This is a genomic window from Halopseudomonas xiamenensis (genome assembly GCF_014219065.1).
Classification (GTDB): domain Bacteria; phylum Pseudomonadota; class Gammaproteobacteria; order Pseudomonadales; family Pseudomonadaceae; genus Halopseudomonas; species Halopseudomonas xiamenensis.
Window position 1 is genome coordinate 1 of sequence record NZ_JACLGO010000011.1, and the last position, 12,175, is coordinate 12,175.

13 protein-coding genes are annotated in these 12,175 nt (G+C 64.1%); 2 read left to right on the top strand and 11 right to left on the bottom strand.

Translation table 11 applies throughout. The annotated features are described in order from the left end of the window. Window positions 1-263 precede the first annotated feature (263 nt). The 11 genes from lipB to H6X51_RS09270 are packed head-to-tail and all read right to left on the bottom strand — an operon-like array spanning window position 264 to window position 10,112. Window positions 264-887: a lipoyl(octanoyl) transferase LipB gene (lipB, locus tag H6X51_RS09220; protein ID WP_185267255.1), complete on the bottom strand. Its 624-nt coding sequence runs from the start codon at window positions 885-887 to the stop codon at window positions 264-266. Next, window positions 887-1,162: an HP0495 family protein gene (locus H6X51_RS09225; protein WP_185267256.1), complete on the bottom strand. Its 276-nt coding sequence runs from the start codon at window positions 1,160-1,162 to the stop codon at window positions 887-889. The genes lipB and H6X51_RS09225 overlap by 1 nt, the downstream gene beginning before the upstream one ends. Before the next feature lie 10 nt (window positions 1,163-1,172). Continuing rightward, complete coding sequence (locus H6X51_RS09230; protein WP_185267257.1) at window positions 1,173-2,363, bottom strand: D-alanyl-D-alanine carboxypeptidase family protein; 1,191 nt, start codon at window positions 2,361-2,363, stop codon at window positions 1,173-1,175. A 37-nt stretch (window positions 2,364-2,400) separates the two neighbouring features. Further along, window positions 2,401-3,303, bottom strand: coding sequence for a septal ring lytic transglycosylase RlpA family protein (locus H6X51_RS09235; protein WP_185267258.1), 903 nt, complete (start codon window positions 3,301-3,303; stop codon window positions 2,401-2,403). After that, complete coding sequence (mltB, locus tag H6X51_RS09240) at window positions 3,300-4,313, bottom strand: lytic murein transglycosylase B (protein ID WP_407925961.1); 1,014 nt, start codon at window positions 4,311-4,313, stop codon at window positions 3,300-3,302. Before mltB ends, H6X51_RS09235 begins: the two co-directional genes overlap by 4 nt. Window positions 4,314-4,342: 29 nt before the next feature. Beyond that, entirely contained in the window at window positions 4,343-5,485 is a 1,143-nt protein-coding gene (rodA, locus tag H6X51_RS09245) for a rod shape-determining protein RodA (protein WP_185267259.1), read from the bottom strand. After that, window positions 5,482-7,350, bottom strand: a complete 1,869-nt coding sequence (mrdA, locus tag H6X51_RS09250; protein WP_185267260.1) for a penicillin-binding protein 2 — start codon at window positions 7,348-7,350, stop codon at window positions 5,482-5,484. The genes rodA and mrdA overlap by 4 nt, the downstream gene beginning before the upstream one ends. Before the next feature lie 3 nt (window positions 7,351-7,353). Beyond that, window positions 7,354-7,821 (bottom strand): 23S rRNA (pseudouridine(1915)-N(3))-methyltransferase RlmH, encoded by a 468-nt coding sequence (gene rlmH, locus H6X51_RS09255; RefSeq protein WP_185267261.1) that lies wholly within the window; start codon window positions 7,819-7,821, stop codon window positions 7,354-7,356. A 6-nt stretch (window positions 7,822-7,827) separates the two neighbouring features. Beyond that, window positions 7,828-8,190, bottom strand: a complete 363-nt coding sequence (rsfS, locus tag H6X51_RS09260; protein ID WP_185267262.1) for a ribosome silencing factor — start codon at window positions 8,188-8,190, stop codon at window positions 7,828-7,830. Window positions 8,191-8,211: 21 nt separating this feature from the next. Then, window positions 8,212-8,850, bottom strand: coding sequence for a nicotinate-nucleotide adenylyltransferase (gene nadD / locus H6X51_RS09265; RefSeq protein ID WP_185267263.1), 639 nt, complete (start codon window positions 8,848-8,850; stop codon window positions 8,212-8,214). After that, entirely contained in the window at window positions 8,847-10,112 is a 1,266-nt protein-coding gene (locus tag H6X51_RS09270) for a glutamate-5-semialdehyde dehydrogenase (protein ID WP_185267264.1), read from the bottom strand. Before H6X51_RS09270 ends, nadD begins: the two co-directional genes overlap by 4 nt. Before the next feature lie 89 nt (window positions 10,113-10,201). Here H6X51_RS09270 and H6X51_RS09275 point away from each other — a divergent pair, with 89 nt between their 5' ends. Then, the gene (locus H6X51_RS09275) at window positions 10,202-10,903 is read left to right on the top strand and encodes a DNA-3-methyladenine glycosylase (RefSeq protein WP_185267265.1); all 702 of its coding nucleotides are present in this window, start codon (window positions 10,202-10,204) and stop codon (window positions 10,901-10,903) included. Continuing rightward, window positions 10,904-12,130: a DedA family protein gene (locus tag H6X51_RS09280; protein ID WP_185267266.1), complete on the top strand. Its 1,227-nt coding sequence runs from the start codon at window positions 10,904-10,906 to the stop codon at window positions 12,128-12,130. Window positions 12,131-12,175: the final 45 nt, after the last annotated feature.

Here is a 12,175-nt window from a genome sequence, read left to right on the forward strand (position 1 = left end):
CGCTGATGCAGAACCAGACAACCTACCAGCCAAAAACAGCAGAATAAGGGGTTGCCTGGAACCATAGAATCTCCCACGCCAACACGACCACCACGACCACCACGACCACCCTGACAGGTCCATTTTGGACCTGTAGGAAAACCATACAAGCCCCGCCCCGGGGCGATGAGAGTTGACGGTTACGCTGATGACCAACCCATCGCGGCGAGGCGCCGCTCCTACAGAGAGCCCACAGAGGGTAGCCAGGTATAGTGGCAGTAGCGCTATACCAGCGGATAACCCAGGCGCTGACGAAGTACCTGCTCCAGGCGCCGAGCCACCTCATCGATACTCACCGGCTCTGCTACCAGCTCGCTGAGCTGGGTCATGCGCAGGCCGCTGTAACCACAGGGATTGATGCGCTGGAATGGCTGCATGTCCATATCGACATTCAATGCCAGACCATGGAATGAACAGCCTCGGCGTACGCGCAGCCCCAGCGAGGCGATCTTCGCGCCATCCACGTAGACACCAGGAGCATCCGCCTTCGGTGCCGCTTCCACGCCGTAGGACGCCAGCACCTCGACCAGACTCTGCTCCATGGCCGTAACCAACTCCCGCACACCGAGCCCCAGCCGCCGCAGATCGAGCATCAGGTAGCCGACCAGTTGACCGGGACCGTGGTAAGTCACCTGGCCGCCACGCTCAACCTGGATCACCGGAATATCCCCCGGCGCCAGCAGGTGCTCGGCCTTGCCGGCCTGCCCCTGGGTGAACACCGGCGGGTGTTGCAACAGCCAGATCTCATCGGCGGTCTCGGCGTCACGCTCGGCGGTCAGGCTGCGCATGGCTTCCAGGGTGGGCTGGTACTCGACCAGCCCCAGCTCCCTGACGATCAGTTGCGGCATCACAGCACCATGTGCACGTGGCCGGTGGCCTTGAGGTCGGCGTGCAACTGCTGCAACTGCTGCTCACCGGTGGCGGTCATCACCAGGCGCAATGACTGGAAGCGACCATTCTTGCTGTCCTGTACCACCAGGGTCGCGACATCCAGTTCGGTATCGTGCTGCCTGACCACAGCCAGCAACTGCTCGATGACGCCATCACCGGCGGTGCAGATGACCTTGATCGGGTACTGGCAGGGAAACTCGATCTTCGGGGTATCGGGAGTCTTGTCGCTCATGCCTGTCGCCTCAGTTGAACAGACCGTAGAAGAACAACCGGATGCTATCCCACAGACGTCCGAACAGGCCCGCCTGCTCGACATCGGCCAGCGCTACCAGGTCAGCGGTGTGCACCACTTCATCACCCAGCTTGACCTCAACCTGGCCTACCACGTCGCCTGCAGCCAGCGGTGCCTTGATCACCGGGTTCAGGGTGACCGCCGCCTCGAGCTTGTCAGCCTGCCCCTTGGGCAGTGTCAGCACCAGGCCATCGGCCAGGCCGGCCTCGACCGAACTGTCCTGGCCAGACCAGACCCGCGCGGTGGAGACCACCTGGCCCGGCTGGTAGAAGCTCTTGGTCTCGAAGAAACGGAAGCCCCAGGTCAGCAGCTTCTGGGTCTCCGCGGCGCGCGCCTGCTCGCTGACGGTACCCATGACCACCGAGATCAGCCGCATGCCCTCGCGCTCGGCCGAGGCCACCAGGCAATAGCCGGCTTCATCGGTATGCCCGGTCTTGAGCCCGTCGACCGACTTGTCACGCCATAGCATGAGGTTGCGGTTGGGTTGGCGAATGCCGTTCCAGACGAACTCCTTTTCCTTGTACAGGGTGTAGTGCTCCGGATCGTCATTGATGATCGCCTTGGCCATGATGGCCATGTCACGGGCACTGGACACATGGCCCTCAGCCGGCAGGCCGGTGGCGTTCTCGAAATGCGAATTGCGCATGCCCAGGCGCTGTGCGTGGCTGTTCATCAGGTCGGCGAAGGACTCCTCGCTGCCGGCGATATGCTCGGCCACTGCGACACTGGCGTCGTTACCGGACTGGATGATGATACCGCGCAGCAGATCGATCAGCGGTACCCGGTTGCCCACCTCGATGAACATCTTCGAGCCGCCCATGCGCCAGGCCTTCTCGCTGATAAGGACTTCGTCCTGTTCCTTCAGCTGGCCACGCAGGATCTCCATGCTGGCGATATAGCTGGTCATCATCTTGGTCAGGCTGGCCGGCGGCAGCGGCTCGTCGGCATTGTGCTCGACCAGCACCTTGCCGCTGTTGGCATCGACCAGCAGATAGCTGGACGCGGCCACTGTCGGTGGTGGCGGCATCAGCGGCGCACTGGCTTGCGGCTGCGGCGCCGGCTGCGGTGTCTGGGCCAGGGCCGCCGGCGTCAGCAGCACGGCACTGGAAATCAACAGGGTATGGATAATTTTCTTGAACATGGTGCTCACTGTATTGATATGTGTATTTCGCAAGGACTCAATTACTGCTGACCAGCGTCGGCGTACCGAGGTTGGCCAGACGCAGGGTTTCCATCAACTGCTGCGCCTGGTCATGATTGTCTACCGGGCCCAGTCGTACCCGGTGCAGGGTGCGCGCATCGACCTGTACCGGGCTGACGAACACCGGCGCCTGGACCAGGCCCTGCAATTGCGTACGCAATTGCTCAGCGGCCTGCCCCGAGGAGAAGGCCCCGACCTGCAGGTAGAGCCCGCCCGCCGCCGGCGCTGCCGGCTGAGCGCTGCTGGTCACCGGCTGCTGCTGGGGCTGCGGCTGGGCGCGCACCAGGTAGCCCGGGTTATTCTCCTGCTGCCAGACCACCGGATCGATGCCCTCGACCTTGACCCGCGCCGTGCCCGTATCGGCAAAACCCAGCTTGACCGCCCCGGCATAGGACAGGTCGATGATGCGGTCCGAGTGGAAAGGCCCGCGGTCGTTGACCCGCACTATGATGCTGCGCTGGTTGTCTACATTGGTGACTCGCACATAGGTCGGCAGCGGCAGGGTCTTGTGCGCGGCGGTCATGCCATACAGGTCGTAGGGCTCGCCATTGGCGGTCAACTGGCCATGGAACTTGGTGCCATACCAGGAGGCCAACCCGGTTTCCCGGTAGTTGCGCCCGTCCTGCATGGGGTTGTAGTTACGTCCCAGCACCCGGTACGGACTGGCCTTGTAGGGGCCGGTATGCGGGGTGGGTACCGCGTCCGGAATCTGCGAGACATCCCGGAAATAGGCCGGCGCGCCATCCTGCGCCGGCCGCGGCGTACTCACGGTACTGCTGGCGTCGCCCTGCCGGACTGACGATGATGAGCAGGCCGCCAACATGGCCATCAACAGGCAGATGGCAGCGGCACCCGAAGCACGACGCAGTGGATTGTTCATTGGTCCCTCGCTTCCCTTATCAGGTCGGCCAGCTGATGCACGACCATAGCGTACATGACGCTGCGATTGTAGCGGGTAATCACATGCAGGTTGTGCAGGCCCAGCCAGTATTGCTGATGATCCCCGGCGTCGAACTCGAAGGCCATCACCTCGGTGGCATCGTCCAGCTCCACCTGCGGTGCCCAACCGAGCTTCTTCAGCTCGGCGACGCTGATCTTGGCTTCCAGGCCACGCTCCAGGGTAAAGCCCTTGGCATAGTCATCACCGGATACCCTGGCCGGCACAGCGACGGTTTCACCATGCCGCCACTTGTGCTCGGCGAAGTAGTTGGCCACGCTGCCGATGGCATCCACCGGATTGTTCCAGATGTCGCGCACGCCATCCTCGTCGAAATCCACCGCATAGGCCTGGTAGCTGCTGGGGATGAACTGCGGAAAGCCCATGGCACCGGCGTAGGAGCCGGTCAGTGTCAGTGGATCGACCTGCTGCTCACGGGTCAGCACCAGATAGGACTTGAGCTGGCGCCGGAAGAAGTCTGCCCGCGGCGGGTAGTCGAAGCCCAGGGTGGTCAGTGCATCGATCACCCGGTGGCTGCCCTTGTTGCCGCCGTAGAAGGTTTCCACGCCGATGATCGCCAGGATCACCTCGGGCTCCACGCCATAGACTTCCTCGGCGCGGGCCAGTGCCTCGGCGTGCTGCTCCCAGAACGCCACGCCATCGGCTATGCGCTTGTCGGTGATGAATATCTTGCGGTACTCATGCCAGGGCCGCACGCGCTCGGCGGGCCGGGAAATCGCTTCCAGGATGGCATCCTTGCGCTCGGCCTGCTCCAGCAGTTGCCGTACGTGCTGCGGGTTGAAGCCATACTCGGTACGCATCTCCTCGACGAAGGGCTCCACCGCCGGATGCTCCGCGGTATAAGGACCGGCCATCAGCACCGGGCTGACGCCGGCAGTCAGCAGAGCAACCAGCGCATTGCTGCGCAACCAACCTGAAACGTGATCAATCATGAGCAACCCTGATTCTCCAGAAAGACGGTTCATCCATGACTCATCCACTTGCGGTGCGTGTGAATGGACATCAGGATGCCGAAACCCACCAGCAACGTGGTCAATGAGGTGCCGCCATAGCTGATCATCGGCAAGGGTACGCCGACCACCGGCAGCAGGCCACTGACCATGCCGATATTAACGAAAACGTAGACAAAAAACGTCAGCGTGATGCTGCCCGCCAACAATTTGCTGAAACTTTCCTGGGCCTGGTGGGTGATGTACAACCCGCGGGCGATGATCAGCAGATAGACCAGCAGCAGCAGTGCCACGCCGACCAGCCCGAACTCCTCGGCCAGCACGGCGATGATGAAGTCGGTATGCCCCTCCGGGAGGAAGTCCAGGTGCGATTGGGTGCCCTGCAGCCAGCCCTTGCCGAATACCCCGCCGGAACCGATCGCCGCCTTGGACTGGATGATATTCCAGCCCGCTCCCAGGGGATCACTCTCGGGATTGAGGAAGGTCAGTACGCGCTGCTTCTGGTAACCGTGCATGACGAAGAACCACATGCCCACTGCACCCGGCACCAACGCCAGCAACGCACCGAGCACATAGCGCCAGCGCAGCCCTGCCAGCAACAGCCCGAAGATACCGGAGGCAGCGATCAGCAGTGTGGTGCCCAGATCCGGCTGTTTGAGGATCAACACCACCGGCACGAAGATGATCAGCAGGCAGATGCATACGTGCTTGAAACGGGGTGGCATTTCCCGCCGCCCCAGGTACCAGGCCACGCTCATCGGCATCACCAGCTTCATGATTTCCGAGGGCTGGAAGGTGATCAATCCCGGAATCCTGATCCAGCGCTGCGCGCCCTTGGCCTCGGTCCCCACCAGCAGTACCGCCAGCAGCAGCAGCACGGATACCAGATAGGCCGGCGGCAACCAGCGCTCCATGAAACGCGGCTGGAACTGGGCGACGAGCATCATCGCCGCCAGGCCCACGGCGTAATGCGCCCCCTGGCGGTAGACCATGGCCATGCTCTTGCTGCTGGCGGAATACAGCACGAAGCCGGCGACGCCAGCCAGGATCAGGATCAGCAGCAGCAGCCAGGGGTCCAGATGCAGGCGCATCCACAATGGTTCGCGGCGCAGCCCACGGGGATCAGGTGCGGATATGCCCGCCAATGGCTTCATGGCTCGCCCTCCTCGGCGAAGGTTTCCGGCTCGGGATCAGGCAGCAGCCAGGCATCGAACAGGGTCCGCGCCACCGGCGCCGCCACCCGCCCGCCGGACTCGCCGTTCTCGACCATCACCGCCACCGCGATCTGCGGATCGTCCACCGGGGCGAAGCCGACGAACAGGGCATGATCTCGATGCCGCTCCTTGAGCGCTTCGGAGTCATAGCGGGCACCCTGGGCGATGGCCACCACCTGCGCGGTACCGGTCTTACCAGCCATGCGATAGGGCGCGCCGGCCGCCGCCGCGCGTGAGGTACCACGCTCACCATGCATGACGCCCTCCATGGTCTTGATGATGAAATCCCAGTCACCGGGATTCTTCAGTACCACATCCTGCGGCGTATCACTTTCATCCGGCGCTCCCCCTTCGGCATGCAGCAGCATGCGCGGGCGTTTCCACACCCCACGGTTGGCGATCAGTGCGGTGGAATGCGCCAGCTGCAATGGCGTGGTCAGCATATAGCCCTGGCCGATGCCGGTGATCAATGTCTCGCCGGGATACCAGGGCTGGCGGCGCGAGGCGCGCTTCCAGTCCCGCGACGGCATCAGGCCGGCGGTTTCCTCGAACATGTCCAGCGACACCCGCTGCCCCAGGCCGAACTGGCTCATGAATTCATGCAGGCGATCGATGCCCAGCTTGTGCGCCAGGTCATAGAAATAGGTGTCATTGGAGCGCGCCATGGCCAGCTCCATGTCTACCCAACCATCACCATAGCGGTTCCAGTTACGGTACTTGTGGGTGTTGTTGGGTAGCTGATAGAAGCCCGGATCGTATACCCGCGCGGTGCGCGTGGTGACACCGTAGTCCAGGCCAGCGAGGGCAACGATCTGCTTGACCGTCGAGCCGGGTGGATACAGGCCGCGCAGCACACGGTTGAACAGCGGCTGGTCGAGCGAGTCACGCAGCGCTCCGTAATTGGCATGACTGATGCCGGTGACGAACAGATTCGGGTCGAACCCCGGCTGGCTGACGAAGGCCAGCACCCCGCCGGTTTTCGGCTCGATCGCCACCACCGCGCCCCGGCGGTTGCCCAGTGCCTGCTCCGCCACCGCCTGCAGGCGGCTGTCCAGGTGCAGGGTCAGATCCTTGCCGGACTCGGGCTCGGTACGCTTGAGCACCCGCAGCACCCGGCCACGGGCATTGGTCTCGACCTCTTCATAGCCTACGGTACCGTGCAGCAGATCTTCGTAGAAACGCTCGACCCCGGTCTTGCCGATATAGTGCGTACCGGCATAGGCAACCTGGTCGATGCGCTCCATTTCCCGCTCGTTGATACGCCCGACATAGCCCACCGCATGGGCGAAATGCTCGGCCAGCGGATAATGCCGCACGAAGCTGGCCTGCACCTCGACACCCGGCAGGCGGAACTGGTTGACGGCGATACGGGCGATCTGGTCCTCGGTCAGGCCGAACATCACCGGTACCGCCTCGAATGGCCGGCGCGCCTGGGTCAGGCGGCGACGCAGTTGCTCGATATCCTCGTCGCTCAGCTGCAGCAGGGTCTTCACCAGCTCGATGGTGGCATCCAGATCCGGACTGCGCTCACGAGTGATACTCAGACTGAAGCTGGGCCGGTTCTCGGCCAGGGCGATGCCGTTGCGATCATAGATGCGGCCACGCGAGGGCGGGATCGGCTGCACGTGGACCCGGTTGTTTTCCGACAGCGTGGAATGATGTTCGTACTGCACCACCTGCAGCCAGTACATGCGCGCCAGCAGGCCACCGGTGGCCAGCACGATCAGCAGCACGGCAAGGATGATCCTGCGCTGCACGATGCCGGCGTCGTTGAGATGGTCCTTGATGCGAATCGGCTTGGCCATGTATCACTTGTGGTAGGGGTGGCGGTTCAGAATGGTCCAGGCACGATACAGCTGTTCGGCGAGCAGGATGCGTACCAGCGGATGCGGCAGGGTCAGCGGCGACAACGACCAGCGCTGGTCGCTGCGCGCAGCCACCTCGCTGGCCAGCCCTTCCGGGCCGCCGACCATCAGGTTCACCGTGCGCGCGTCCAGTCGCCAGCTTTCCAGCTGCTCGGCCAGCGCTTCGGTCGACCATGGCCGGCCTTCGACCTCCAGCGTGACGATGCGTTCCCCGGGCTGGGTCGCCGCCAGCATCTGCTCGCCTTCGCGGCGCATCAGCCGGGCTACGTCGGCATTCTTGCCGCGGGTGGCCAGGGGAACCTCCACCAGCTCCAGCGGCAGATCGGCCGGCATGCGCTTGGCATACTCCTGATAACCCTGCTCCACCCAGCGCGGCATACGCGAGGCCACGCTGATCAGGCGAATACGCAAGAACGCCTACTCCGCGGTCGGTTGCTGCTGTTGCGCGCGACGCGATTCGGCACTCTGCCAGAGGCGTTCCAGGTCATAGAACTGGCGGGTGGCCGGTTGCATGATATGCACCACGATGTCGCCCAGGTCCACCAGCACCCATTCACCGGAATCCTTGCCCTCGACGCCCAGTGGCCGGCATCCGGCGGCCTTGGCCTTCTCGATGACGTTGTCGGCCAGCGCGCTCACCTGACGGTTGGAGCCGCCGCTGGCGATAATCATGTAATCGGTAACGCCGGTCAGCTCGCGCACGTCGATGCGTACCACGTCCTTGGCCTTGAGCTCTTCCAGCGCGCCTTCCACGGTCTTGACCAGATCATCAATCTGCATAATGGTGTTCAGTTCCTCAAATCAGGGCCGGTATAGCCCATTGGTTTCAATATAGCCAAGCACCGAGTCGGGCAGTAAAAAGCGCGGTGAGCGCCCTGCCGAAATCAGTGAGCGAATATGCGTGGCGGAAATCGCCAGGGGTGTCTGTGCCAGACACAGGATCTCGCCGCAGGTAGCGGTCAGCGCCGAGGCATCGCCGACACTGCGCGCCGCCAACAGATCCTTGAGCACCTCGGGCAACTCCTGATCCTGCTCCGGCCGCTGCAATACAACCAGGCTGGCCAGCTCCAGCAGCGACTCCCAGCGGTGCCAGCCGGGCAGCCCACAGAAGGCATCCCAGCCAACGATGAGAAACAACGTGGCCTCGGCACCCAGCTCGGCGCGCAATGCCTCCAGCGTCTCGACCGTATAGGACGGGCGCTCGCGGCGCAGCTCGCAGTCATCGACCAGCAACTGGTCATCCGAGGCGGTCGCCAGGCAGACCATCTCCAGTCGCTGCTGGGCAGTCGCACCGGGACTGTCCCGGTGCGGCGGCGTGGCGTTGGGGATCAGCCGCAGCTCATCCAGCGCCAGGTATTCACGAACCTCGACGGCGCTGCGCAGGTGTCCGAAATGAATCGGATCGAAGGTCCCACCCAGCAGCCCCACACGTAATGTCACTGACGAATATGCCCGTCGCCATAGACCACGTATTTTTCACTGGTCAGCCCTTCCAGGCCAACCGGGCCACGGGCATGCAGCTTGTCGGTGGAGATGCCGATCTCGGCACCCAGACCGTACTCGAAGCCATCGGCGAAGCGGGTCGAGGCATTGACCATCACCGAGCTGGAGTCCACCTCGGCGAGGAAGCGCCGCGCCCGCGTGAAGTCCTCGGTGACGATGGACTCGGTATGCTGCGAGCTGTAGCGATTGATATGCTCCATCGCCTGGTCCATGTCCGTGACCACACGGATCGACAGGATCGGCGCCAGGTATTCGGTGGACCAGTCCTCCTCGGTCGCTGCCAGTGCCTGGGACAGGATGGCGCGGGTCTGCTCGCAGCCACGCAGCTCGACACCCTTGGCGGCATACAACGCGGCGATGCGCGGCAGGAACTCGGCGGCGATCGCCTGGTGTACCAGCAAGGTCTCCATGGCATTGCACACGCCATAGCGGTGGGTCTTGGCGTTCAGCGCAATGGCCTCCGCCTTGTCCAGGTCGGCGCGGTCGTCGACGTAGACGTGGCAGATACCATCCAGGTGCTTGATCACCGGCACCCGCGCATCGCGGCTGATGCGCTCGATCAGGCCCTTGCCGCCACGCGGCACGATCACATCGACGTATTCCGGCATGCTGATCAGCGCGCCCACGGCGGCGCGGTCGGTGGTTTCCACCACCTGCACCACTTCCTGGGGCAGCCCGGCGGCATCCAGCCCCTGGCGGATGCACTCGGCGATCGCCCGGTTGGAATGAATGGATTCCGAGCCGCCACGCAGGATGCAGGCGTTGCCGGCTTTCAGACACAGGCTGGCGGCCTCGACGGTCACATTCGGCCGCGATTCATAGATGATGCCGATCACCCCCAGCGGTACGCGCATGCGCCCGACCTGGATGCCCGAGGGCAGGTACTTCATGTCGCGGATGGCACCGATCGGGTCGGGCAGTGCCGCCACCTGGCGCAGACCTTCGACCATGCCCTGCAGGCCCGCCGGCGTCAGCGCCAGGCGATCGAGCATGGCCTCGTCCAGGCCGTTGTCACGCCCGGCCTGCAGGTCCAGCGCGTTGGCCACGATCAGACTCTGCGCCGCCGCCTCGATGGCATCGGCGGTGGCCAGCAGCGCCTCGTTCTTGACCGCCGTGGTGGCCCGGGCAATGACGCGCGATGCGGCGCGTGCCTGACGGCCCAGTCCGGTCATGTACTCCACTACCTGATCAGCACTCATTTCATTCACCAAGCATCTGCGACAACAAGGCCCGCATTATACCGGTCCCTCCGGAGGCTGGACAGGGCGAACCTGCTATCATCGCTGATATGTCTGCGACTAATTCTTTCCATCAAGCTCCGAACCCTCTGCCACGAGGGTTCTTCCAACGTGACAGCCGCGAGCTGGCGGTTCGCCTGCTGGGCAAGGTCATCCGTCATTATCACCAGGGGCACTGGCTGTCGGCACGCATCATCGAGACCGAGGCCTACCTGCGCGAGGAAAAGGGCAGCCACGCCTCGCTCGGCCTGACCCAATCGCGCCGGGCGCTGTTCATGGCGGCCGGCACCCTGTACATGTACTACGCCCGCGGCGGCGACTCGCTGAACATCAGCGCCGAGGGTGAAGGCGATGGCGTGCTGATCAAGTCCGGCTATCCGGTGGTCGACGATATCAGCGGCCCGGACAGCCTGGCACTGATGCAGCAGCTAAATCCTGCGGCCAATGGCCAGCCACGCCCGGCGGCGCGACTGTGCAATGGCCAGACCCTGCTGTGCCGCTCGCTGCACCTGAAGGTGCCGATCTGGAACGCCCAGGTGCCTGACCCGCAGCAATTGGTCATCGATGACGACGGTTATCGCCCGCAGCAGATCATCCAGACCACCCGCCTGGGCATTCCACTGGGCCGGGACGAGCACCTGCCCTACCGCTTCGTCGACAGCGCCTATGCGCCCTACTGCACGCGCAACCCGCTGGGCCGGACGCGCCAGGAAGGGCAGGACTACCATCTGCTCGACGACGTACCCGATTGAATGGAAAGCCTGCTGAGCGGTGAGCTGATCATCTGGCTGGGCAGTCATACCCGCTGGCTGGGTCTGGCCATCTTTCTCATCGCGCTGACCGAATCACTGGCGGTCGCCGGCCTGGTGGTGCCCGGCGTATTGCTGCTGTTCGCCGCCGCGGCACTGGCCGGCAGCGGCAACCTCGGCCTGCTCGCCACCCTCGGCTGGGCCTTCGGCGGCGCGGTCTGCGGCGATCTGCTCAGCTTCGCCATGGGTCGCTGGTTCCACCAGGACATCCGCCGCCTCGGCATCTTCGCCCGGCACCCGCAATGGATCGACCGCGGCGAAGCCTTCTTCCGCCACTACGGCATGTCCAGCATCATCCTCGGCCGCTTCATCGGCCCGATCCGTCCGATCATCCCGATGATCGCCGGCATGTTCGACATGCCCACCTGGCGCTTCCTGCTGGTCAACATCCTCTCGGCCCTGGCCTGGGCCCCGGTCTATGTGCTGCCCGGTTATCTGGCCGGCAACGCGGCACGCTGGCCGGTGCCCGAATCCTTCTGGAGCGAGGCGCTGCTGCTGGCCGGCGGACTTGCCGGCTTCGGCTTCGCCCTGCTGATGCTGCTGCGCAGCCAGCAGCGCTGGAGCAGCCTGGCAGCGGCCGCGCTATGCCTGGTCGCCTGGCTTGGCCTGGTGCTCAGCGCGCCCTGGCTGAACGTGTTGTATGGCACCCTGCAGCAATGGCTGGGCGGCAGCGGCCCGACGCTGACGATCCTACGCAGCTGGCTGGCGCCGCTGAGCAACGAGGCATTCCTGTTGCTGAGCTATCTGCCAGCACTGTTGCTGCTCGCGATATTGCGCCATGGCTGGCAGTTGCTGTTGCTGCTGATCAGCGCGCTGCTATGCCTGGCATTGGGATTGCTGCCAGAGGCGGGGTCGACCCGACTGGCGCTGCTGTTGTCGCTGATATTCGGGCTGGCCATGCTCGGCAACCGCGACCAGAGCTTCTGGCTGCGCCTGAGCTGGGGCCTGTACGCCATACCGCTGTGCCTGCTGCCCATCACCGCCTGGTTGATCCTGCCAGTAGCAGCCCCCGTGGTGCTTGCCAGCCTGTTGCAAGCCGCCTGCGCCAGCCTGCTGGCGATCTGGCTGCTGGAACGCAGCGGCCCCTTGCGCGCCCTGCCCCGGCCGTGGTCGACATTGCTGCCCGGCTGGCCATTACTGGCAGGACTGGCGCTGCTGCTCGGCCTGTAACACAGCCATAGCCCGACGCGGCGGTAGCGGCATTCAGCAAACCAA